This is a genomic window from Streptomyces sp. NPDC050315, from assembly GCF_040655775.1.
Classification (GTDB): domain Bacteria; phylum Actinomycetota; class Actinomycetes; order Streptomycetales; family Streptomycetaceae; genus Streptomyces.
In genome coordinates, this window is record NZ_JBFAKN010000001.1 from 804,514 (window position 1) to 827,660 (window position 23,147).

The following is a 23,147-nucleotide window of genomic DNA, read 5'->3' on the forward strand; positions in this document are numbered from 1 at the left end:
TCGTCCCGAGCGGCGCCCCTGGGTGGTACGGGTGGTGCGCGTTTGTTGTTATGCGGTGTGGTGTTGGCTTCGCTGTACGGGTGTCAGGCGACCCGCTCGAAGACGGCCGCCAGGCCCTGGCCGCCGCCGATGCACATGGTCTCCAGGCCGTAGCGGGCCTCGCGGCGCTTCATCTCGCGGGCGAGGGTGGCCAGGATGCGGGCGCCGGTTGCGCCGACCGGGTGGCCCAGCGAGACGCCGGAGCCATTGACGTTGAGCCGCTCGTGGTCGGCCTCGCCCAGGCCCAGCTCCTTGGTGCAGGCCAGTACCTGTGCGGCGAACGCCTCGTTCAGCTCGATCAGGTCCAGTTCGGAGAGCTTGAGGCCCGCCTTGTCCAGGGCCGCGCGGGTGGCGCCCACGGGGCCGAGGCCCATGGTCTCCGGGGCGCAGCCGGTGCGCGCGAAGGAGACCAGCCGCACCATCGGGGTGAGGCCGAGCCGCTCGGCGGTGGCGGCGCTGGTCACCAGGCAGGCAGCGGCGGCGTCGTTCTGGCCGCTGGCGTTGCCCGCGGTAACGGTGGCGTCCGGGTCCTGCTTGCCCATGATCGGCTTGAGTTTGGCGAGCTGCTCGGCGGTGGTGTCCGGGCGTGGGTGCTCGTCGGCGGCCACGACGGTGTCGCCCTTGCGGCCGCGCACCGTGATCGGCACGATCTCCTCGTCGAAGAGGCCCGCCTCGATGGCCCGCCCGGCCCGCTGCTGCGAGCGCAGCGCCAGCGCGTCCTGCTCCGCGCGGCTGATCCCGTACGCGCGGCGCAGATTCTCCGCGGTCTCGATCATGCCGCCGGGGATGGGGTGGTTGGCGCCGCCCGCGGTGACCCGGCCGCGGGCGAGGGAGTCGTGGAGGGTGAGGTTCGGGCCCTTGATGCCCCAACGGCCCTCGTGGGTGTAGTAGGGCGCCGCGCTCATCACATCCACGCCACCCGCGATCACCACATCGCTGAACCCGGCCTTGATCTGCATCGCCGCGTCCAGCACCGCCTGCAGGCCGGACCCGCAGCGGCGGTCGACCTGCACACCGGTGACGGTCTCGGGCAGGCCGGCGTCCAGGGCGGCCACCCGGCCGATGGCCGGCGCGTCGGAGGTGGGCCAGGCGTGCCCGAGAATGACCTCGTCGATCTTCTCCGGCGCGACGCCGGTGCGCTGCACGATCTCGGTGATCAGCCGGGCGGCCAGGGCGGCGGGACGCTGCCCCGCGAGCGCGCCGCCGAACTTGCCGATCGGGGTGCGCAGCGGTTCACAGATGACGATTTCGGTGGGGTCGGACATGCGACGGCCTTTCCTGGTCCCTGGTGCCCTGGTGGACGCTTCCCGGTGACTTTTCCACCCGACCACTGAGCCGGTCCAATATCCAATTCACTCAGGATTCGGACGCGATCCTTATCAATCGGACGTCACTGCAGGTCAGGAGCGTGCCGGAACCTTTCCTTCCGGTGTCGGCAGGGCCTCCTGGGCCACCGCGAGGACCGTACGCAGGGCCGCCGACGGGTTGTCCGGACGCCAGGCCAGCGCGGCCTGCAGCCGGATCGGCGGGCCCGCGAGCGGCCGGTAGACCAGCCCCGTCTGCTGGATGTGCTGACAGGAGGTGACGGTGAGGGTGACGCCGACGCCCGCGCCGACCAGCGCCAGGATCGTGTACGAGTCGGGCGCCTCCTGCACCACCCGCGGATTGAACCCGGCGGCCTCGCACGCCCGGACCGTGGCGTCCCGGACCGTGGACCCGGCGTTGGCGGGGAAGCTGACGAACGACTCGTCGGCGAGGGCGGCGAGGGGGATGCGCTTGCGGCGGGCCAACGGGTGGTCCTGCGGCAGCGCGCAGATCAGCTCCTCCTCGTCGATGATGCGAGTGGCCACGCCGGGCTGGGTGACGGGGAGACGTACGAAGCCCAGGTCGAGCGAGCCGTCGGCGACGCCGGCCAGCGCGACATTGGCGTACGTCTGGCCCTTCATCACCAGCTCCAGCGCCGGATGCGCGGCCCGCACGGCACGCGTGAGCAGCGGCAGCGTCTCGTGCGTGGACGCACCCGCGAAGCCGATGGTGACCCGGCCGTACTCGCCGCGCCCCGCGGCCTTCGCGGCCCGCGTCGCGGTGTCCAGGTCGGTCAGTACGGTCCGTACGGGGTCGAGGAAGGACTGACCCGCACTGGTCAGCCGCACCGAACGGGTATTGCGCTCGAAGAGCTGGACCCCCAACTCCTTCTCCAACTGCCGAATCTGCTGACTGAGCGGCGGCTGCGCCATCTGCAGCCGCTTGGCGGCCCGCCCGAAATGCAGCTCCTCGGCGACCGCGACAAAGGCGGTCAGATGCCGCAGCTCCATACCGTCTCCATCCGCCTGCCTGTGTTAATTATTTCGTTCCCCATATCAGTCTGACCTTAATTCGGTATTGGACGGAGATCAATGGCCGGTGAAACGGTGTCCGGGACCGGATCCGCTACCCCGCACGCCGAGGAGCACCGTGGACAAGACCATGACGATGCGGGAGGCCATCTCCTCCTTCGTCCATGACGGCGACACCGTCGCGCTCGAAGGGTTTACGCACCTCATCCCGACCGCCGCCGGGCACGAGATCATCCGGCAGGGCCGCCGCGACCTCACCGTGGTCCGGATGACCGCGGACATCGTCGTGGACCAGATGCTCGCCGCGGGGTGTGTGACCCGGTTGGTTTCTTCTTTCGTCGGGAATTCGTCGGCCGGGTCGCTGGGCGAGCTGCGCCGCCGCATGGAGAAGGCCGACCCCAAGCCGCTGACCTTCGAGGAGTACAGCCACTACGGCATGATCTGCCGCTACCTCGCGGGCGCTCAGCGGCTGCCGTTCTACCCGCTGCGCTCGTACGGCGGCAGCGATCTGCCGTCGGTCAACGACGGTCTGCGGAAGGTCACTTCGCCCTATCCGGGCCCGGACGGCGAGCCCGAGCAGGTGTACGTCGTACCCCCCGTCAACCCCAACGTGACGATCATTCACGCCCAGCGCGCCGACCGCAGCGGCAACACTCAGATCTGGGGCCTGACGGGCATTCAGGCGGAGGCGGTGTACGCCGCGGACAAGGCGGTCGTGGTCGTCGAGGAGATCGTCGACGACGAGGTCGTCCGCTCCGACCCGAACCGTACGGTGATCCCCGCGCACGCCGTGGACGCGGTCGTGGCCTGCCCGCGCGGCGCCCACCCCTCCTTCGCGCAGGGCTACTACGACCGCGACAACGCCTTCTACCGCGCCTGGTCGGCCATCAGCAAGGACCCCGACCGGCTGCGGGCCTGGCTGAAGGAGTGGGTGTACGACACCGCGGACCACGCGGAGTACGTCAGCAAGCTCGGCGAGGAGTTCTGGAACTCCCTCGCGGTCGGCGAGGCACTCAGCCTGCCGGTGAACTACGGGAGGCGACTGTGAGCACCGAAATGACCTCTTCCGAGCGACTTTCCGTGGTCGCCTCGCGAGAACTGGCCGGGCGGCGGACCGTGTTCGCCGGGATCGGGCTGCCCACGCTGGCTGCCTCGCTCGCGCACCTCACGGTCGCGCCGCAGCTGGAGATCGTGTACGAGTCGGGCGTGTGCGGGGCGCACCCCTCGCACCTCCCCGAGACCATTGCCGACGCGGTGCTGATCACCGGTGCCGAGGCGGTCCTCTCCATGCCCGCGCTCTTCGGGTACGTGCTGCAGGGCGGCCACATAGACGTCGGGTTCCTCGGCGCCGCGCAGATCGACAAGTGGGGGAATCTGAACACCTCCGTCATCGGCGACTGGGACACACCGAAGGTGCGGCTGCCCGGGTCCGGCGGCGCGGTCGAGGTGATGGCCAATTCGCGTGAGGTGTTCGTGGTGATGCGCCGCCACGACCCGCGGTCCTTCACGGAGAAGCTGGACTTCTGTACGACGCCGGGGCCTGACCGGGCGGTCGAGGACGGGCTGCGGCCGTTGGGGACAGGCGTCACCCGGGTCATCACCGAGCTCGGCATCCTGGCGCGCGAGGGGGTCGGCGAGGAACTGAAGCTGGTCGCGGTGCATCCGGGCGTGACGGTCGACCAGGTACGCGAGAACACCGGCTGGGACCTCGCGATCGCCGACACGGTGGAGACGGTACAGCCGCCCAGCACCGAGGAGCTGCGCCTGCTGCGCGAGGATGTCGATCCGGATCGGGTCTATCTGAGGTGAGGACCTGTGGATAACCCGTGGGTTGTCAGAGTGTGGGAGTAACTTCACGAGGAGTGTGGTGGAGGCGGGGGAGGGGGTCTCGGCCACGGGGCTCTCTCCGCCTGGCTCGTGACTCGTGACTCGTGGCTCGTGGGGAGAGGGAGGGGCCCTGCCAAGGAACCAGCGGGGAGAGCGAGGCGCCCCGCCAAAGCCCCAGGAAGCGCCAGCCCCCCCCCGCCAAGGAACCAAGGGAGTACCCAACGTGCGTATCAGGATCGTGGGCGCCGGTGTCATGGGCCGCGGCATTGCCCAGTGGGCCGCCACCGCCGGTCATACCGTCGAGCTGGGTGACATCCGTACGGAGGCGGTCGGCGCGGCCGTGGACTTCGTTCGGGGGATGCTCGACCGGGCCGCCGCCAAGGGTCGGATGACCGAGCAAGAGGCGGCCGAAACCCTCGCCCGTATCGTGCCGCTGGACTCCCCCTGGGCGCCCGGCGACGACGTCGAGCTGGTCATTGAGGCCGCGCGGGAGGATCTGGAGACCAAGGCCGAGGTGTTCGGGAAGCTGGCCGAGGCGCTGCCCGCGTCCACCGTCTTCGCGACCAACACCTCCTCCCTCTCGGTCACCGAGATCGCTGCCACGCTGGCCGACCCGTCACGCCTGGCGGGCCTGCACTTCTTCAATCCGGTACCGCTGATGAAGATCGTGGAGGTGGTACCGGGCGCGGCGACCCGTGCGGACATCCCGCCGCTCCTCGCCGAGCTGGTACGCGGGACGGGCCACCGCGCCGTGACCGTCGCCGACACCCCCGGCTTCCTCGTCAACCACGCCGGGCGCGGCCTGGTGACCGAGGCGCTGGCGCTCCTGGAGGAGACCGTCGCCGACGCGCCGGGCATCGACCGCGTCGCTCGGGACGTACTGGGCCTGAGGATGGGCCCGTTCGAGCTGATGGACCTCACCGGGCTCGATGTGACCGCGGCGGTCATCGACACCATCTGGCACGGCTTCCGCCACTCCGACCGGCTCCGGCCCTCCTTCCTCACCCCGAACCGGGTGAGCGCCGGGCTCCACGGCCGCAAGACGGGCCGCGGCTGGTACGCGTACGGTCCCGAGGACCCGGCCCCGGCCGCCACGCCGGAGCCGCCCGTCGCCGGTGGCGGCAAGCGGCCCGTGTGGGTGGCCGGCACCGGCCCCGGTACCGAGGCGCTGCGCGCGGCGCTCGCCGCGGGAGGCGCGGTGCTCGACGACGCCGAGCTTCCGGGGGACGGCTCGGTCGTACTGGTCGCCACCTGGGGTACGACCGTCGCCGAGGCGGTGGCGGGGTCGGGCCTGCCACCCGCCCGCACCCTCGGCGTGGACCCGCTGTCGCTGTCCACCCGCCGCCGGGTGCTCGCGGCCACCCCGGCCACGGATCCGGAAGTGGCGGCGGACGCCCGCGCGGTACTCGCGGCGCCGGGCGGGGAGGCGAATGAGCCGTATGCCGTCAGCGTCGTACGGGACACCGCCGGCTCCGTCGCACAGCGGCTGCTCGCCTCGATCGTCTCGGTCGCGGCATCCATCGCCGAGCGCGGGCTCGCCACGCCCGCCGACATCGACGCCGCCGTCACCACCGGACTCGGCTACCCGCACGGCCCGCTCGCCTGGGGCGACACCATCGGCGCGCCCCGACTGCTCGCCCTCCAGCAGGCGCTGTACCGCACGACGGGCGATCCCCGCTACCGCCCCACCCGCTGGCTCACCGAGCGCGCCCAGCTGGGCATGACACTCACCGACCCGGGCAACTACCCATTTCAGTAAGGGAGTTGAGCGAATCCCCCGTCCCCGAGAGGCCCCTTTGCCAGGAAGAACAAGACCCGTCGGGGCTTCCACTTCGGCGCCCGCCGCCGCTGTACTGCTGCCATGGACAACGACTGGTACGTGGACGACCGCTGCACCGACTGTGACGTCGCGCGGCAGCTCGCGCCGGACCTGATCGCCCAGGTCGGCAAGCGGTCGGAGGTGGTGCGGCAGCCACGCGACGCGGCGGAGGAACGGGCAATGCAGGCCGCCGCCTTCGCCTGCCCGACCCGCTCGATCCGCCCCGCGTCCCGCCGCCTGGACCCGGCACAAGACCCCTTCCCGCTGGCTCTCGACGCGACCGTCTCGCTCTGCGGGCACAACTCCCCGCAGAACGCGGGCGCCAACTCCTACCTGGTCCGTCGCCCGGCGGGGAACCTCATGCTGGTGGACACGCCCCGCTGGAGCCGGGCGCTGGCCACGCAGTACGCGGCACTCGGCCCGGTCACCGACGTACTGCTCACCCACCGGGACCACGCCGCGCACGGCCGCCAGTACGCGGACCACTTCGGCGCCCGGCTCTGGATCCACGAGGGCGATCTCGACGCCGCGCCGGACGCCGACCGCGTACTGCGCGGCACCGGCACCGTCGAGATCGGCCCGGGCATGGTCGCCCATCCGCTCCCCGGTCACACCCGGGGCAGCGTGCTCTACGTCGCCGACGAGCGGTACTGCTTCAGTGGGGACAGCTTCTACTGGTCCCGCACGACGGGTGACATCGAGGTGGCGGAGAGCGTCACCTGGTACTCCATCGAGGAGTTGAGCGCCTCGCTGGCACGGACCGCTGGGCAGTTGCGCTTCGAATGGCTGTTGCCGGGGCACGGCGACCGCAAGCACCTGCCGGGTGATCAGATGGCCGAGCGGCTGCGGAAACTGACGGAGCGCGCCGCCCGGCTGACGCCCCGTCCGATCGACTTCACCGCGGTGCGGTGGTGATGTCACCGAAGGTGAGGCGGCCGATTTTCGTCGTGCGGCACCGTTGCGCGATCACCGCACCGTGGCCAATCATGCTCAGCGAGTGATCTTCAGGTCTCGCTGATCGGAGGGTGCCGGTGGTTGACGGGGACGACAGCGCGGCCGTGGAGCTGCGCGGCGTCACGATGACGTACCAGGGCACGGAGGGCGATTACACGGCCGTGCGGGAGGTGGATCTGACGGTGCCGCCGGGGCGGTTCGTCTCGGTCGTCGGGCCCACCGGTTGCGGCAAGTCCACGGTGCTCAACGCCGTGGCCGGGCTGCGCGAGCCGTCCGCCGGGCAGGTACTGATCGGCGGCGAGCCGCTGAACGGGCTGAACCGCAGGGCCGGTTACATGTTCCAGCAGGACGCCCTGCTGCCCTGGAAGACCGTCGTGCAGAACGTGGCGTTCGGCCTCGAGTTGTCCGGCGTGGACAAGGCCGAACGGCTGGCGCGGGCCCACGAGTGGGTCGTACGGGTCGGCCTGGCCGGCTTCGAGAACGCCTATCCGCACCAGCTCTCCGGCGGGATGCGCAAGCGCACGGCCGTCGCCCAGAGCTGGATCGGTGACCCGGACATCCTGCTGATGGACGAGCCGTTCGGGGCGCTGGACGTGCAGACCCGGCAGATCATGGAGAACGAACTGCTGACGCTGTGGACCGACAGCGGCAAGACCGTCCTCTTCGTCACCCACGACTTGGAGGAGGCGGTGTCGCTGTCGGACGAGGTGGTGCTGCTGTCCGCGGGGCCCGGCAGCGGCGTCGTCGGCCGCTATCCCATCGATCTCCCCCGGCCGCGCGACCTGCTCGACATCAGGACCACGCCGCGCTTCACGGAGCTGTACGGCGCGATCTGGGCGGACTTGAGGAACGAGGTGATGAGGACCTATGAGCGCGCTTCCCACGGGACCGCGGGCGCCGGAGCTGTCCAAGACGCCGGCTGACGCGGCGCCGTCCCGGCCCACGGGGCCAAGGCGGCGCCGTACCGGCCTCACGCGGCCCGCCGTGCTCGCCGCGCAGCTCGGCCTCGCGGTGCTGCTCGTCGCCGGCTGGGAGGTGGGCAGCCGTACGGGCATCGTCGACCCGTTCTTCTTCAGCTCCCCGGCCGCCGTCGCGGGCCGCATCGGCGAGTGGCTGGGCAGTGGCGAGATCGCCGGGCATCTGCTGACGACCCTGCTGGAGGCGGCGCTCGCGCTGGTCATCGGCGGGGTGCTGGGTCTCGGTATCGGCTTCCTGCTGGCCCGTGCCCGGACGCTGGCCGCCGTGCTCGATCCGTACATCAAGGTCCTCAACGCGCTGCCGCGGGTCGTGCTGGCGCCGATCTTCCTGCTGTGGTTCGGGCTCGGCATCTGGTCGAAGGTCGCGTTCGGCGTGACGCTGGTGTTCTTCATCGTCTTCTTCAACACCTATCAGGGCGTACGGGAAGTGGACCGGGTACTGGTCGACAACGCCCGGATGCTGGGCGCGAAGGAGAGCCAGCTGATCCGGCACGTGCTGCTGCCCAGCGCGATGTCGTGGATCTTCTCCAGCCTGCACACCAGCGTCGGCTTCGCGATCGTGGGCGCGGTGGTCGGCGAGTACCTCGGCGCGTCCGAAGGCATGGGCTATCTGATCGCGCAGGCGGAGGGGACGTTCGACACGACCGGTGTGTTCGCCGGGATGGTCGTGCTCTCCGTCGTGGTCGTGGCCATCGACCTGCTCGTCAACCGCGTCGAACGCCGCCTGCTGCGCTGGCAGCCGGCCCGCGAGCGCACCCACGGCTGATCCGTCCCCGTCCGTCAGGAGAGTTCATGGCGCACCATTCCGTCCGTCGCCCGCTGCGCGGGGCCGTGGCCGCGGCGGCCTGCCTCGCCACGCTCGCCGCCGCCTCCGGCTGTTCGTCCGCCGGCGGGGGCGACACCGTACGTATCGGGGTCGGCGGCCAGCCGCTGCTGGTCTATCTGCCGACCACGCTCGCCCAGCAGCTGGGTTACTACAAGAAGGAGGGCGTGCAGGTCAGGCTGGCGGACCTGCAGGGCGGGTCCAAGGCGCTGCAGGCGATGCAGGGCGGCAGCGTCGACGTGGTGAGCGGCTATTACGACCACACGATCCAGATGCAGGCCAAGCACAAGGACGTGGTGTCGTTCGTGAACATGCTGCGGTACCCGTCGCTGGTGCTGGCGGTGTCGCCCAAGGCGAGCAAGAAGATCGACTCGGTCGAGGACCTCAAGGGCGCCAAGGTGGGCGTGACCGCGCCCGGTTCCTCCACGGACTTCTTCCTCAAGAAGCTGCTGGCCGACCACGGCATGAAGGCCGATGCGGCGAGCGTTCAGGGCATCGGGGGCGACTCGACCGCGGTCGCGGCGATGGAGCAGGGCCGGGTGGACGCGGCGGTCATGCTGGACCCGGCCGTCTCCCAGCTCCAGAAGCGGGCCGGGGCGAAGAAGGTCAGGATCCTCACCGACACCCGCACCGAACGGGGCGTCAAGGAGGACTTCGGTGTGTCCACCTATCCGGCCGCCGTCCTGTATTCGGACCGCGACTGGCTGAAGGACCACCCCGACCAGGCACGCAAGCTCGCGAAGGCGATCGTCCGGGCGCTTGAGTACATCGACACCCACTCCGCCAAGGAGATCGCGGCCAAGATGCCGCGCGAGTACGCCGGTGACGACCCGGCGGTCTACGAGCAGGCCATAGCCCAGGCCAAGGACGCCTATGCCAAGGACGGGCTGATCCGGCCGGACGGCGCGGCGGCGGTGCACAAGGTGCTGGCCGCGTTCACGCCGGAGATCGCGAAGGCGGATGTGGATCTGAAGAAGACGTACACCAATGAGTACCTGAAGTAGGGCGGTCCGGGGTGCCCTTGCGGGGGCACCCCGGGCCTCCGGTCAGTCCTTCGCCGCGGCGTCCTGCAGTTCCCGCACCTTCGCGAGGAAGTCGCCGATGAACGGGTCGGCGATCTTGACGGGGCCGTGCGGGCGGGTCTCCGCCGGGTCGGAGGTGATCTTTCCGGCGGCCGTGGCGTCGGCGTCCATGGCGGCACGTTCCTTCGCGGCCCGTGCCGTGTCCCCGTCCTGTACCGCCGTCAGCGTGGCGAGGCCGTGCCGCATTGCCGAGCCCCACAGCTCCGTGGCGTCCAGCCAGCGGTCGGCGTCGTGCAGGAAGAGCTTGTCGGGCACCCCGGCGCGGAGCACGCCCGGCGTCCGCGCGATGTCCTCGACCGTCGGGCGCAGCTTCTTGACCGCCGCCTCGGGGTCGGTGTCGTACGCCTTCCAGAACTCCGCCAGCCGGGCGCTGAGCACCGGCGCCTGCGGCTGCCACGGCGTGTCCCCGAAGGTGGGCGCCATGTGGTTGAGGTCCACGAAGGTCTGCACTGCGTCGGCGACCTTCGGGTCGCCGCCCGCGAGGTGCAGCGCGGACTGCCGGGCGGAGACCGTACGGTTGTAACCGCGGTCGTTCCACGAGAAGTCGGACATGGTGAAGACGGCGAGTTTGCTGGCCGCTTCCTGGTTCATCGGGTTGGAGACGATGCCGCTGAGGTGGTCGGAGAGGCCCGCCTCGCGCTTGTCGTACGGGGCGAGCAGCAGCCGGCCGGCGGTCTGGCCGTAGTCGTTGACGGGGTAGTTGTCCCAGACGAAGACCTTGCGGCCGAACAGCTCGGCGGCCTTGGCGGCCTGGGCGTTGGTGATTTCCGACGGCACGACCTCGGTGCCGGTCCACATCACCTCGATGTCCTTGTCGAGGTCCGCGCGCAGCTTCTGCTTGTACGCGGTGTCGGTGAGGTCGCCGTACTCGGTGGGGACCATCTGGAGCGGGTTGGTGCCCTCGTGGGTGGCGATGAAGTCGCGCTGGACGGTGTTGAGGAGACCGACCTGTGCCTCGGCGGCGGGGCCGCGGCCCGGGGCGCCGAATTTCTGCTCGTCGCCCGCGCAGTTCCACTTGGTGTAGCTGATGTCGTCCAGCGGGACGGAGAAGGAGCGGACGCCCAGGTCGTACAGCGACTGCAGTTTGGCGATGAGCGCCTTGACGTCGGCCGGGTCGGAGTAGCAGATGGAGTTGCCGGGCGAGACGGCGAAGGTGAAGCGGACGTGGTTGCCGGTCGCGCGCTTCACCAGTGCGCCGAGCTCGGCGAGCTTGTCGGCGGGGTAGGGGTCGCGCCATTTCTCGCGGTGGTAGGGGTCGTCCTTCGGCGCGTAGACGTAGGTGTTGGATTTCACCTCGCCGAGGAAGTCCAGCTGGTCCAGGCGTTCTTCGTTGGTCCACGGGGAGCCGTAGAAGCCCTCGATGGAGCCGCGCAGCGGCATGGACGGGAAGTCGGAGACGGCGGCTCCGGCGATCCGGTCCTTGGTGATCAGGCCGCGCAGGGTCTGGACGGCGTAGTACTGGCCTGTGGCGTCGGTGCCGCCGAGCGCGACGGTGGCGTGCTCCTGCTGCTCCGTCGCGACGCGCAGCGCGTACCCCTCGTCGTGCTTCGGTACGTCCGTGCCGCGCAGGGCCGCCGCCACGTCCGGCCGGGTGGCCGGGCCGAGGAGCACGGTGAGCGGGGCGTGGCCCGTGGCGCGGGCGGTGACATCGATGTCATGGACGCCGTGCGCGCGCAGTGCCTCGGTGAGCAGCCGCCGCGCCGCCGCGTCGGTGTCCTTGTCGACGACGAGCTCGGCACGGCCGCCGAGCCGGACGTCGTCCGAGACCCGGGTCATGTGCTGGGGCGTCGGCGAGATCACGGGCAGCGGCTGCGCGGGCGCGGGCTCCGGGGCCGCGCCCGCCGAGGGCACCGTGCCGAGCGTGGCGGCGGCGAGCAGGACGGCGAGTGAGCCGGTGCGGGATCTGGAGAGGACGGTCACGTGGCCTCCGGGGTGCGGACGGACAGCGGGAACGCGGACGGTCCAGGGAGGAAACGGAACGGCAGCCTGAACCGTCCGCAAGCCTCCGACATGCGGGAACGTACGTCAATGCCGCCGAGTCGGGCAGAACTTGGACTTTTGTCCGCGTGTTACGCGCCGGCCGGGTGGAGAGGCGGCTCCAACGGCCCATCCCCGGGTGCGGCCCCATGACGGCCCGTGCAGGCTCCTGTCTGACGTCACCTCTGACGTCAGCTCTCGCCTACAGACAGGATCGCTCCATGCGCGCACGCCGACTGGCCGCGACACTCGCCCTCACCACACTCGCCCTCTCCACGCTCACCTCGCTGGCTGCCGCCCCCGGCCCGGCCGCCGCCGACGAACGACTGGACTCCGGCCTCTCGGACCACGTCCGGCACGACCTGGCGAAGGCCCGGAAGGCCACCGCCCGGTTCGCCGACGAGCGGAAGGCCATCAAGGCGGGCTACAAGCGCGACGACGTGTGTGTCGGCTCCACGGAGGGCGGCATGGGGTACCACTACGTCAAGGAGCAGCACATCGGCTCCACCGACCCGGCGAAGCCCGCGGCACTCGTCTACGTCCCGGGCAAGGACGGCAAGCGTCACCTGGGCGCCCTGGAGTACGTCGTCCTGGACCGCGACAAGAACGTGAACACCGACGACGACCGGCCGCGGGCGTTCGGCCGTGGGTTCGACGGGCCGATGCCCGGCCACGCGCCGAAGATGCCGGTCCACTACGACCTGCACGTCTGGCTGTACAAGCACAACCCCGACGGGCTGCTGGCGATGTTCAACCCGGACGTGCGCTGCCCCGCATCCTGAGTGCCTGGGGCATAGCCGAGGACGGGACATTCATCACCAAGATCTTCGCTGACGAGACGCGGCCCAACTCCTGATTCTAGGATCAGGAGTTGTGTCCGCACGCCCGTCCCGCAGCACCGCAGGAGTCCCCCGTATGACCGATCCGCACCGGCTGGCCTGGCTCGATGTCACCTCCGGCGTCGCGGGGGACATGCTGCTCGGCGCGCTGGTCGACGCCGGTGCCGCGCCGGAGGCCGTGCAGCAGGCGATCGACGAGGTGGTACCGGGCGCGGTGCGGCTGACCCGGGCGGCCGTCACGCGCGCCGGGCTGCGGGCCACGAAGGTCGGCGTCGAGCCGCTGGCCGAGGACCATCCGCACCGCACCTGGCGCGCCATCAGGGAGCGGATCGAGGAGGCCGGGCTGGCGGCGCCGGTGGCCGAGCGGGCCCTGGCGGTCTTCGGCCGGCTCGCGGCGGCGGAGGCGCGGGTGCACGGCGTGCCGGTCGAAGAGGTGCACTTCCACGAGGTCGGCGCGTGGGACTCGATAGCGGATGTGGTCGGGGTCTGCGCCGCGCTGCACGACCTCGGGATCGCGTGCGTCACCGCGAGCGCGGTGGCGCTGGGCTCCGGGCGGGTGCGCACGGCGCACGGCGAGCTCCCGGTGCCGGTGCCCGCCGTGCTCGAACTGGCGGCGGGCTGGGAGGTGGTGGGCGGCGGTCCGGGCGAGCTGGCCACCCCGACCGGCATGGCGCTGGTGACCGCGCTCGCCGCGGAGTGCGGCGGCCTGCCGCGGCTGCGGGCCGAGGCGACGGGCGTGGGCGCCGGTACGAAGGACACGCCGGGGCGGCCGAACGTCGTACGGGTGGTGATCGGCACCCCGGCGGATGCCGCGGCCGGGGCGGACCAGGAGACCTCCGCCGTCGTTCTGGAGGCCAATGTCGACGACCTGGACCCGCGGCTGTGGCCCGGCGTCCTCGCCTCGCTCCTGGCGGCCGGCGCCTCGGACGCCTGGCTGGTCCCCATCCTGATGAAGAAGGGCCGCCCGGCGCACACCCTCCGCGTGCTGGCCCCGCGGCAGCGCGCCGACGCACTGCGCGACCTGGTCTTCCGGGAGACCAGCACGATCGGGGTGCGCGAGTCCCCCGTACGGAAGACCGCGCTGGAGCGTACGTGGGTACGCGTCCCGATGGCGGGCGACGACGAGGTGCCGGTCAAGGTGGCCCACCGCGGCGGTGTGATCGTGCGGGCCACTCCCGAGTTCGAGGACGTGGCGGCGCTCGCCGCGGCGCGGGGGCAGCCGGCCGGGACGGTACTGGACGCCGCGGTCGCGGCTGCTGTGGCGGCGGGTCTGGTCCCGGGCGCTGAGCTCCCCTAGAGGTGCGGGGCCGCGATCTGTGCAGCCAGGTGGCCGGCGCCGTATCCGTTGTCGATGTTGACCACCGCGACGCCCGGGGCGCAGGCGTTGAGCATGGTCAGCAGGGGGGCGAGGCCGCCGAAGGCGGCGCCGTAGCCGACCGAGGTCGGGACGGCGACGACCGGCGCGGCGATCAGGCCGGCCACGACGCTGGGGAGGGCGCCGTCCATGCCCGCGACGACGACCACGGCGCGCGCGGCGCGCAGCACGTCGAGTTTTCCGAGGACGCGGTGCAGCCCGGCGACGCCCACGTCCACCACGAAGTCCGTCTCCCGGCCGAGGTAGGCGGCGGTGAGCTGGGCTTCCCGGGCCACCGGAAGGTCGGAGGTGCCCGCGCAGACCACGGCCACCCTGCCGCCGGTCGGCGGGGGCGGTGCCGGTGGCCAGGCGAGCAGCCGGGCCTCCGTGTCGTGCCGGGCGTCGGGCAGTTCGGCCAGTACGGCCTTGGCGTGGCCGTCGTCCGCGCGGGTGAAGAGGGTGGCCGGGCCGGTGCCCCTCCCCCGTACGGCGGCGGAGATGGCGGCGACCTGAGCGGCCGTCTTCCCTTCGCAGTAGACGGCCTCCGGGTAGCCGCGCCGGGCGGCCCGGTCGTGATCCAGCTCCGCGAGGCCCGCGAGGTCCGGCGTGTGCTCAGCCATGGTGGCCGCCTTCCGTCGCGCTGACCAGCGGCAGTGTGAAGGCACCGGACTGGATGCCCGCCAGGTCGACCGCGACCATACGGAAGCCGGCGGCGCGCACCGCGTTCAGTACCGCCTCGCGCAGCTCCCCGGAGGCGGCCCGGGCGATGTCCTCGACCGGCAGCTCGACGCGTGCCACGTCCCCGTGGTGCCGCACCCGGCAGTCGCCGAAGCCCAGCCCCCGCAGCGCCTTCTCGGCCCGTTCGATCTGGCCGAGCTTGGCGGGCGAGACCTCTTCGAAGTGGGGTATGCGGGAGGCCAGGCAGGGCGCGGCGGGTTTGTCGGCGCTGGGCAGTCCGAGGGCGCGGGCGAGGCGGCGGACGGCTGCCTTGTCCAGTCCGGCGTCGGCGAGCGGCCGCAGCACGCGGTGCTCCGTGGCGGCGCGGCTGCCGGGCCGGTCCGGGCGGCGGGCGTCGTCGGCGTTCTCGCCGTACGCGACCGCCACGAGGCCGTGTTCGGCGGCGACCTCGTCCGAGATCCTGGTGAACAGCTCGTCCTTGCAGTGGAAGCAGCGGTCCGGGCCGTTGGCGCGGTAGGCGGCCGACTCCCCTTCGTACGTGGTGACTTCGACGACCCGGGCGCCGATGCGGGCGGCCACTTCGTGGGCTCCGGCGCGTTCGTCGGCGGCGAGGCTGGGCGAGACGCCGAGTACCGCGACGACCTGCTCGGCGCCGAGCGTCCGTACGGCCAGCGCCAGCAGCAGCGAGGAGTCCACGCCGCCGGAGAAGGCGACGCCCAGGGGCGCGGCGCCGCGCAGCAGTACTGCGACGCCGTCGGCAAGGGCGGCGTCCTGACCGGTCAGCACGGGCAGGTGCGGGGGTGTCATGTGCGGCTCCTCAGTGGGTGCGCAGCCGGTGGAGGATCTCGCCCGCATGCGGCACGACCAGGGTCTCCGGGTCGGCGGCGAAGGCTTCGGGGTCGACCTCGGCCGGGTCGAGGTGGTTCAGGTTCGCGGCGCGTACGACGTCCTCGGGGATGCCGGTGGCGAGTGTGACGGTGAGGCGGCACCGTTCCTCGCCCGTCGCCGCGTCGTACGTGCCCGCGCCGCGCAGGTGGGTGGAGTGGGCCAGTACGCCCCAGTGCAGGTGCCGGAAGCGGTCCCACTGCGCGGTGAAGTAGTCCCGGCAGTGGTAGCCGATGTCGGCGATCTCGGGGTGCATGGCGGAGAGCTGGGTGATGTGCGGCGCGTAGAGGATGACCTCGCCGCCGTCCGCGACGACCGGTTCCAGCTTGTAGAAGCCCTTGGCGGCGGTCCAGATGTCCTCGTACTTCTCGGGCATGACCGACAGCACGCGCCGTACGGGCGCGTCGAGGTAGCGGATGTGGGTCTCGGCGGAGACCTCGGCGGCCGCGGCCCAGGCGGCCTCCGGGGTGCCGTACGCAACGGAGTGCAGCCCGCCCGCCGTGCCGGACTGCGCGACGACGCAGAGGGCGAGGCGGCGGCCGGGGATGAGCGCAGCGGCTTCGTCGATGAGGGCGCGTACGGGGGTGATGCCGCGGGTGCCGATGATGTCGGCGCTGGTGATGAGGGCGCCGAGCCAGTGCGAGAGGTCGATGATCTCCGCGCCCGCGACGCCGGGGAAGAAGTACTTGTTGCCGCCGGAGAAGCCGACGACCTCGTGCGGGAAGACCGGGCCGAGCACGAGGGTGACGTCGTGGTCGACGACGGCGCGGTTCAGGCGGACGTCGACGGCCTGGTGCAGCAGCCCGCCGGACAGCTCGCCGACCCGGTCGGCGGAGATGGTGCCGAGCGAGACGAAAGTGTGGGGATCCCACCACTCGTGGTTGCGTACGGTCATGCCCGGGTAGTGGGCCGCGAGTCCGCCCTCTGGGTAGCCCAGGTGCCGGGCCAGCCGTGGCTCCTCCATCGCGGCGTGGGTGCCGAGCGCGATGAGTACGGTCAGCCGGCTCACCCGTCCGGCGAGCGCGCCGTGCACCGCGGAGAGCAGCAGCGGCAGCGGACAGCTGCGGGTGCCGTCGGGGACGACGACGCAGACGCTGCGGCCGTCCAGTCCGGCGCCGGCGAGCTGCCCGGCGATGAACTCCGTCACCTGGGTCTCGCTGAGGACCGTGCCGGGCCCGCCGATGCGGGCGGCCGCGGGTGCCGGTCCCCCGGCGCCGCGCTCCGCCGTCGGGTACGCGTTCTGCCTCATGGCGGAACGATCTCCGAGCCCGGCCCCCGGCCGCAAGGGTGCGGCGGGCAACGCCCGCGTCCGTACTCCGTACGCGAAAGGCCGCCCCCGCACACACGGAGGCGGCCTTCGCCGTGGATGTCCCGGTCCGTCCTACTCCGGCGGCGTCGGGGTGTCCTCGCAGCGGTACATGGCCTGCATGTCGAACTCCAGCTGGACGGTGGGGCCGACGATGGCGATGCCGCGGGCGAGCATGTTGCGCCAGTTCAGCGTGTAGTCCTCGCGGTGCAGCTCGGCCGTGGCGCGGGCCGCGCAGCGCAGCTCCTCGCCGTACCCGCCGTTGACGGCGCCGAGGTAGGTGGTGTCCAGGTTCACGGTGCGGCTGACACCGTGCATCTCCAGGACGCCCTGCACGGCCCACTTCTGACCACCCTTGTGAATGAAGCGGGTGGAGGCGAAGTGCAGGTACGGGTAGTTCTCGACGTCCAGGAAGTCCGCCGAGCGCAGGTGCCCGTCGCGCGTGTTGTTACCCGTGTTGATGCTCGCCGCCTCGATGCGTACCTCGATGCGCGAGTCGGCCATGTCCGGGGCGACCCGGATGCCACCCTGGAAGCGGGTGAACCGGCCGTGCACGTTGGCCATGCCGACGTGCTTGGCGACGAACCGGATCGCGGTGTGCGGCGGGTCGAAGAGCCAGGTGCCGGGCTGGGGCAGCTCCGGAGGTACGGAGGACTCCAGCCGGATCGACGAGAGCGGCAGGGTCTCGCCCTCCCGCACGTCGATGGTCTGCCGGTTCGGCTGCAGACCATCGGAGGAGATCAGCGCGCTGTACCGGCCGACGGGCAGCGTCACGAAGAACAGACCGTACGGGTCCGTCGTCAGCTTCGCCACCACCTGCCCGCCGTGAGCCGAGGTGATGGTGACCTCGGCCTGGGGCAGCGGCTCTCCGAGCGGGTCGAGCACCTCACAGTTGAAGGCCCCCGCACCCGGGGGGACGGGGTGCAGGAGGCCGGCTCCGCGCGGGCCGCGACCGGCCCGCTTCCTTCGGAGCAGTGCGATGGGCATGCCATCACCTTTCTTCGCGGTGCATGTCAATAAGACCCCTGTGGGCGGGGCCGTGGGAGAGGGGGGTGACGGTGACCAAGACCGTCCCTGTGCCCACGATTTCATGCGCCGCGTTGTATTGCCCACTCACCCCCGTTGCTCGGCGGTCGCGGCGGTACCCGTGCCCTCCTCCTGCTCCACGTAGCCGTAGACCTCGGGGAGGATGTACGTGGCCGCGAGATACCCGGTCAGGGAGAGCAGCGAGACGATCACGGTCGCCAGTGGCACGCCCAGCTCGGTGAAGAGGATCGGGAAGAAGAAGATGGTCACGAAGGCGGCGAGCTTGACGAAGATGTAGCCGAAGCCGGAGGCGGTGGCCTTGTACCGGCTGGGCGCGACCATCGAGGCAATGGTCATGCCGTTCGAGGCGTCCCAGTAGTGGCCCCACATCAGACCCGCGGCGGCCAGCGGCACCAGCACATGCCACTCCAGGTGCAGGAAGAGCGCGGCCAGCAGCAGCGAGACGAAGGCCATGCCGAAGCCCCAGCGGGCCACGCCGCGGTGGCCCAGCTTCGGTGTCACCATCGGCGCCACGAAGCCGCTGATGGTGGCGATGATGTAGATCGCGCCGGTGACGAAGTTGGTGGCGCCGATGCCGGAGACCCCGGTGAGTACGAGGATCACCGGCAGGTAGAAGGCGAAGGCGGCGAATTCGGCGCCCTGCATGGCGTTGGAGATCCAGGCGAAGACGCTGGCCTTGCGGCGGATGGGGTCCTGCCAGATGCCGGCGAGGAAGTCGCGGGTGCGCGGCCGCTCCATGACGAAGTCCTCGTCCGGCAGCATGTCCAGGTCGTCGTTGAACATCTTCTTCGCGACCACCTTGGCCTGCCGGAACTTGCCGCGCTGGACAAGCCACAGCGCGGTGTCCGGCACGTCCAGCCGGCCGATGAGCAGCGCGAGCGCGGGCAGCGCGCCGATGCCGAGGCCGATCCGCCACAGCAGCCCGTGGTCCATGCCGCTGAGGTACATCACCGTGATGACCGCGATGGCGGCGATCTCGCCGAGCCCGAACATGCCCTGCCAGCGGTTGCCCATCACCTCCCGCTTGCCCTTGGGCATGGTCTCCATGATGTACGCGTAGCCCGTGGAGATGTCGCTGCCCAGCGGGATGCCGAGCAGGAACCGTACCGCCACCAGCTGCCACATGCTGGTCACGAAGGACTGGCTCAGCGCGAGCACCACGAACAGCGCCATCGTGATGATGAAGACCTTGCGGCGGCCGATCCGGTCGGCCACCCAGCCGCCGCCCAGCGCGCCGATGAGCGCGCCCAACTGCACGGCGCCGGAGGCGAGTCCGAGCATCGCCGGGCTGGGGTGCAGGTCGTTCTTGACGAACAGCAGCAGGAAGGAGATCGCGTACAGATCCCATGCCTCGATCAGGATCGTAGAGATCATCAGCCAGCCGGTGCGGCGCCCCGCGTCGGTGCCCTGTTTGCTGAGGACGTGCTGTGCTGCGCGGTCGGACAGCTGCCGAATCTCCGCCTGAGTCGTCACGGATTCTCCTGACGTCGGCACGAATGGTCCAGGAAGGGGGAGATGTACCGCCGTTCCGCCTGACGAAACGGCGTTCAGGGGGCTGGAACAACGGGGGAAGCTAGCCCTAGCCTCGGAAAGGTGTCAACGAGTTCTGCACGGACATCAACGAGTTCTGCACGGACGTCAGCGAGTTCCGCCCGGGCGGATTCCGGTAAGGCCAACGACGGCGCGGGCCCCCGCAAGGTGCTGCGGCTCATCGAGGTGCTCTGCCACGCGCCGGGCCCCCTCCGGCTGGCCGAACTGGCGGCGGACGCCGCCGTGTCCAAGCCCACCGCCCACCGGCTGCTGGGCACCCTGGTCGCCGAGGGCTGGGCGGTGGCGTACCCGGGCGGGCGGTACGGCATCGGCCCGACCGCCAGCGGCATCGGCGCTGCGGTGAGCCAGGGCCGCCGGCACACCACCGTCGAGGCGGTCCTCGTCGAGCTGCAGTCGCAGATCGGCCAGACCCTGCACATGGGTCTGCGCAGCGGCGACCGCGTCGTCTACACCCATAAGGTCGAGGGCGTGCAGCCGTTCGCGATGCTGTCCCGCGTCGGCATGCAGCAGCCGCTGCACTCCACCGCCATCGGCAAGTGCATCCTCGCCGGGCTCGACGCACCGGCCCTGGCCGAGCTGGTGGCCCGCACCGGCCTGGAGCGCCGTACGGAACACACTCGCACCACCCTCGAAGCGCTCGCCGCCGACCTCACCGCCGTCCGGGAGCGGGGCTACGCCCTGGACGACGAGGAGAACGAACCCAACGTGCGCTGCCTCGCGGCGCCCGTCCACACCCCCGACGGCCGCACGGTCGGCGCGGTCAGCGTCTCCACGGTGACCTTCGTGATCAGCCGCGACGAGGTGCTGGCGCTGGCGGACGCGGTACGGGACACGGCTCGGCGGGTGGAGTCGGTGATGGCATGAGCTGCCTGAGACGGTTCGATACGGAGGAGTCGCATGACGGAGACGGATGCACGGCCCCCGGCGCGGGTGGCGCTGTTCACCTCGTGCATGGGTGACCTGGCGGCGGGCGGCCCGGCGCGCGCCACAGTGGAAGTACTGGAGGCGATGGGCTGCACGGTCGAGCTGCCGCGCGGCCAGACCTGCTGCGGCCAGCCCGCGCTGAACTCCGGACATCCGGCCGAGGCCCGCGCACTGCTCGGCCGCTGGCTGCGGATCTTCGCCCCGTACGACGCGGTGGTCACCCCGTCCGGCTCCTGCGCCGCCTACCTCCACCACCACCTCACCCGACTCCGCGAGCCAAGTGCCGCACAACGCGAACTGGTAAGCCGCACCTACGAGTTCAGCCAGTTCGTCATGGCGTACGGCACGGACCTCCGACTGCGGCTCTCCGGCTCGGTCACGTACCACGACTCCTGCCACATGGCGCGCACGCTCGGCGAGCGCCGTACGCCACGCCAACTCCTGCTCCGCATCGAGGGGTTGAAGGTTCGGGAAATGACGGGCTGCGACACCTGTTGTGGCTTCGGCGGCACCTTCGCCGCGAAGTTTCCCGAGGTGTCGGTGGCGATGGCCGACACCAAGCTCGACGCGGCGGCGGCGAGCGGCGCCGACTGGCTGGTCTCGGCGGACCCGGGCTGCCTGCTGCACCTGAGCGGCCGGGCGCGGAAGGCGGGGCCACCGGTCCGCACCCGCCACCTCGCGGAAGTGGTACGCGACGCGCTCGTCCCGGCGGAGGTGCCCGCATGACCGAGCAACAGCACTCCTCCGCCCTCGCCGGACGCGAGCGCATCCGGCCCGACCGCCCCGAGTGGGCGGCCGGTGACATCCCGCCGCACCGCCGTCCACTCCCCCTCATCACCCGCGACGCGCTGACCGTCCCCACCGCCCGCCCCACCCACGACCGCCTCGCCGCCCTGAACGAGCGGCGACGCGTCGGCAGTTGGCCCCCCGAGGTGGCCGAGCTCCGCGAACGCGGCGCGGCCATCCGCCGCGAGACCCTGCCCGACCTGGAGAAGTACCTCCAACAGCTCACCGGGAACGTGGAACGCAACGGCGGCGTGGTGCACCGGGCCGCCACCCCCGCCGACGCGCGCGCCGTCATCGAGCAGATCGCCCGCGAGAACGGCGTACGCCTTGTGGTGAAGTCCAAGTCGATGGCCACCGAGGAGATCCACCTCAACTCCCATCTCACCGCACAGGGCATCGAGGTGGTCGAGACGGACCTGGGCGAGTACATCGTCCAGCTGGCCGACGAGCGGCCCAGCCACATCGTCGGGCCCGCGCTGCACAAGTCCCGGCAGGACGTGGCGGATCTCTTCGGACAGCTCGCCGGTGACGTTGTGTCAGGAGACCCGGACGACCTGGCGGCCTTCGCGCGTACTCGGCTGCGCGCCGACTTCAAGGCCGCCGGCATGGGCATCAGCGGCGTCAACTTCGCGGCCGCGGACACCGGCACCCTCGCCATCGTCACCAATGAAGGCAACGCCGACATGGTGACCTCCCAGCCGCGCGTCCACGTCGCCGTGATGACCGTGGAGAAGGTCATCCCGCGCTTCGCCGACCTCGGCGTCCTCATCCCGCTGCTGTGCGACGCCGCCACCAAGCAGCGCGTATCGGTCTACCAGACGCTGGTCAACGGGCCGCGCCGGGAGGGCGAGAGCGACGGACCCGAGCAGCTGCACCTGGTGATCCTCGACAACGGCCGTACGAAGGCGCTCGGCACGCCGCAGGAAGAGGTGCTCGCCTGCATCCGCTGCGGCAACTGCCAGATCGCCTGCCCGGTGTACCGGACGGTGGGCGGCGGCCACCCGTACAGCGCGGTGTACGGCGGCCCGATCGGCGCCGTCCTCAGCCCGCTCATCGGCGCCCCCGGCACCGACTCCGACCTGCCCTTCCTCTCCTCGCTCTGCGGCGCCTGCTACGACGCCTGCCCGGTCAAGATCCCGATTCCGGATCTGTTGGTGAACCTGCGCGCGGAGCATGAGCGCGAGCGTGGCAGCAGCGCGGCGCGAGCGGGCTGGCGGGCCTGGTCGCTGGCGTGGCGTACGGAAACGGGGTACCGCGCGACGCTCGCCGCGGCCCGGCTGATGGGACGGCTGCTGCCCGACCGGCTGCTGGCCCGGCTGCCGGGGCCGGGCCGCGGGTGGGCCGGTGGACGCGCGCTGCCGCCGTTGCGGGAGGCAGGGGCGTTCCGCCGATGGTTCCACGGCCGCGACCGGAGGCAACGATGAACGTCCAGATGACCGCGCTCTTCCGGGACCGGCTGGCGGAGGCCGGCGGCCTGGCCGAGCTCACCGCCTCGCACGACGAGGCGCTCGCGCTGGTACGGCAATGGGCGGGGACCCGCCGCACCCTCGTCGACGAGCATCCCGACCTGAAGGGACTGGAGGTGAAGGGGCCGCGCCCCGCGGACCCGTGGGACGCCGAGGTCGGTATCACCGGTGTACTCGGTGCCGCCGCGGAGACCGGCACGCTCGCCATCGGCCCCGCGCCCGGCCGCCCCCGTGGCACCGCGGTACTGCCGGGCGTCCACCTCGCGATCGTGCCGCAGTCCCGCCTGTACGCGAGCTACGCAGACCTGATCGCGGCGCTCGGCCGCCTCGACCCGATGCCGTCCGGCATGCAGCTGGTCACCGGGCCCAGCCGCTCCGGTGACATCGAGTCGGCGATGATCCAGGGGATGCACGGGCCACGGACGGTGCGGGTGGCGGTGTATCCGGACGCGTGAGAGCCGCGCGGGCGGGCGCCTC

The 23,147-nt window shown here is 71.4% G+C and carries 21 protein-coding genes; 13 read left to right on the top strand and 8 right to left on the bottom strand.

Features of this window, described 5'->3' with window-relative positions; all coding sequences use genetic code 11:
• Positions 1-83: 83 nt before the first annotated feature.
• Together AB0I82_RS03610 and AB0I82_RS03615 are read right to left on the bottom strand one after the other, a co-directional pair.
• On the bottom strand, positions 84-1,304 hold the full coding sequence (locus AB0I82_RS03610) for an acetyl-CoA C-acetyltransferase (RefSeq protein WP_363255397.1): 1,221 nt from the start codon (positions 1,302-1,304) through the stop codon (positions 84-86).
• Between the two features lie 135 nt (positions 1,305-1,439).
• Positions 1,440-2,354, bottom strand: coding sequence for a LysR family transcriptional regulator (locus AB0I82_RS03615; RefSeq protein WP_363255398.1), 915 nt, complete (start codon positions 2,352-2,354; stop codon positions 1,440-1,442).
• A gap of 151 nt (positions 2,355-2,505) precedes the next feature.
• On the opposite strand from AB0I82_RS03615, the gene AB0I82_RS03620 reads away from it, so the two are divergent.
• The 7 genes from AB0I82_RS03620 to AB0I82_RS03650 all read left to right on the top strand — a co-directional run bounded on the left by AB0I82_RS03620 (position 2,506) and on the right by AB0I82_RS03650 (position 9,779).
• Positions 2,506-3,423 carry a CoA-transferase gene (locus tag AB0I82_RS03620; protein ID WP_363256058.1) on the top strand — a complete coding sequence of 306 codons (918 nt, stop codon included), beginning with the start codon at positions 2,506-2,508 and terminating at the stop codon, positions 3,421-3,423.
• 8 nt (positions 3,424-3,431) lie between these two features.
• Positions 3,432-4,184 (top strand): CoA-transferase, encoded by a 753-nt coding sequence (locus AB0I82_RS03625; RefSeq protein WP_363256059.1) that lies wholly within the window; start codon positions 3,432-3,434, stop codon positions 4,182-4,184.
• Between the two features lie 241 nt (positions 4,185-4,425).
• A complete protein-coding gene (locus AB0I82_RS03630; RefSeq protein WP_363255399.1) occupies positions 4,426-5,961 on the top strand; it encodes a 3-hydroxyacyl-CoA dehydrogenase in 1,536 nt (511 codons plus the stop codon).
• 102 nt (positions 5,962-6,063) lie between these two features.
• The gene (locus tag AB0I82_RS03635; RefSeq protein ID WP_363255400.1) at positions 6,064-6,936 is read left to right on the top strand and encodes an MBL fold metallo-hydrolase; all 873 of its coding nucleotides are present in this window, start codon (positions 6,064-6,066) and stop codon (positions 6,934-6,936) included.
• A gap of 164 nt (positions 6,937-7,100) precedes the next feature.
• Positions 7,101-7,898: an ABC transporter ATP-binding protein gene (locus AB0I82_RS03640; protein ID WP_363256060.1), complete on the top strand. Its 798-nt coding sequence runs from the start codon at positions 7,101-7,103 to the stop codon at positions 7,896-7,898.
• Complete coding sequence (locus tag AB0I82_RS03645; protein WP_363255401.1) at positions 7,843-8,718, top strand: ABC transporter permease; 876 nt, start codon at positions 7,843-7,845, stop codon at positions 8,716-8,718. The genes AB0I82_RS03640 and AB0I82_RS03645 overlap by 56 nt, the downstream gene beginning before the upstream one ends.
• Before the next feature lie 26 nt (positions 8,719-8,744).
• Positions 8,745-9,779 (top strand): ABC transporter substrate-binding protein, encoded by a 1,035-nt coding sequence (locus tag AB0I82_RS03650; protein WP_363255402.1) that lies wholly within the window; start codon positions 8,745-8,747, stop codon positions 9,777-9,779.
• 42 nt (positions 9,780-9,821) lie between these two features.
• Here AB0I82_RS03650 and AB0I82_RS03655 read toward each other — a convergent pair whose 3' ends face one another.
• Positions 9,822-11,777: a beta-N-acetylglucosaminidase domain-containing protein gene (locus AB0I82_RS03655; protein WP_363255403.1), complete on the bottom strand. Its 1,956-nt coding sequence runs from the start codon at positions 11,775-11,777 to the stop codon at positions 9,822-9,824.
• Positions 11,778-12,055: 278 nt separating this feature from the next.
• Here AB0I82_RS03655 and AB0I82_RS03660 point away from each other — a divergent pair, with 278 nt between their 5' ends.
• Complete coding sequence (locus AB0I82_RS03660; RefSeq protein ID WP_363255404.1) at positions 12,056-12,616, top strand: hypothetical protein; 561 nt, start codon at positions 12,056-12,058, stop codon at positions 12,614-12,616.
• A 133-nt stretch (positions 12,617-12,749) separates the two neighbouring features.
• Positions 12,750-13,970: a nickel pincer cofactor biosynthesis protein LarC gene (gene larC, locus AB0I82_RS03665; protein ID WP_363255405.1), complete on the top strand. Its 1,221-nt coding sequence runs from the start codon at positions 12,750-12,752 to the stop codon at positions 13,968-13,970.
• Here larC and larB read toward each other — a convergent pair.
• From larB to AB0I82_RS03690, 5 genes are all read right to left on the bottom strand, one after another.
• A complete protein-coding gene (gene larB / locus AB0I82_RS03670; protein WP_363255406.1) occupies positions 13,967-14,647 on the bottom strand; it encodes a nickel pincer cofactor biosynthesis protein LarB in 681 nt (226 codons plus the stop codon). The genes larC and larB overlap by 4 nt on opposite strands.
• Positions 14,640-15,512 (bottom strand): ATP-dependent sacrificial sulfur transferase LarE, encoded by an 873-nt coding sequence (gene larE / locus AB0I82_RS03675; protein WP_363255407.1) that lies wholly within the window; start codon positions 15,510-15,512, stop codon positions 14,640-14,642. Before larE ends, larB begins: the two co-directional genes overlap by 8 nt.
• 10 nt (positions 15,513-15,522) lie before the next feature.
• Positions 15,523-16,839 (bottom strand): lactate racemase domain-containing protein, encoded by a 1,317-nt coding sequence (locus AB0I82_RS03680; protein ID WP_363255409.1) that lies wholly within the window; start codon positions 16,837-16,839, stop codon positions 15,523-15,525.
• A 132-nt stretch (positions 16,840-16,971) separates the two neighbouring features.
• Complete coding sequence (locus AB0I82_RS03685; RefSeq protein WP_363255410.1) at positions 16,972-17,883, bottom strand: YceI family protein; 912 nt, start codon at positions 17,881-17,883, stop codon at positions 16,972-16,974.
• A gap of 126 nt (positions 17,884-18,009) precedes the next feature.
• Complete coding sequence (locus AB0I82_RS03690) at positions 18,010-19,416, bottom strand: MFS transporter (protein WP_363255411.1); 1,407 nt, start codon at positions 19,414-19,416, stop codon at positions 18,010-18,012.
• A 120-nt stretch (positions 19,417-19,536) separates the two neighbouring features.
• On the opposite strand from AB0I82_RS03690, the gene AB0I82_RS03695 reads away from it, so the two are divergent.
• The 4 genes from AB0I82_RS03695 to AB0I82_RS03710 are packed head-to-tail and all read left to right on the top strand — an operon-like array spanning position 19,537 to position 23,125.
• A complete protein-coding gene (locus tag AB0I82_RS03695; RefSeq protein ID WP_363255413.1) occupies positions 19,537-20,358 on the top strand; it encodes an IclR family transcriptional regulator in 822 nt (273 codons plus the stop codon).
• A gap of 33 nt (positions 20,359-20,391) precedes the next feature.
• The gene (locus AB0I82_RS03700; RefSeq protein WP_363255414.1) at positions 20,392-21,144 is read left to right on the top strand and encodes a (Fe-S)-binding protein; all 753 of its coding nucleotides are present in this window, start codon (positions 20,392-20,394) and stop codon (positions 21,142-21,144) included.
• Positions 21,141-22,628, top strand: coding sequence for a lactate utilization protein B (locus AB0I82_RS03705; protein WP_363255415.1), 1,488 nt, complete (start codon positions 21,141-21,143; stop codon positions 22,626-22,628). Before AB0I82_RS03700 ends, AB0I82_RS03705 begins: the two co-directional genes overlap by 4 nt.
• Complete coding sequence (locus AB0I82_RS03710; protein ID WP_363255416.1) at positions 22,625-23,125, top strand: LUD domain-containing protein; 501 nt, start codon at positions 22,625-22,627, stop codon at positions 23,123-23,125. The genes AB0I82_RS03705 and AB0I82_RS03710 overlap by 4 nt, the downstream gene beginning before the upstream one ends.
• Positions 23,126-23,147: the final 22 nt, after the last annotated feature.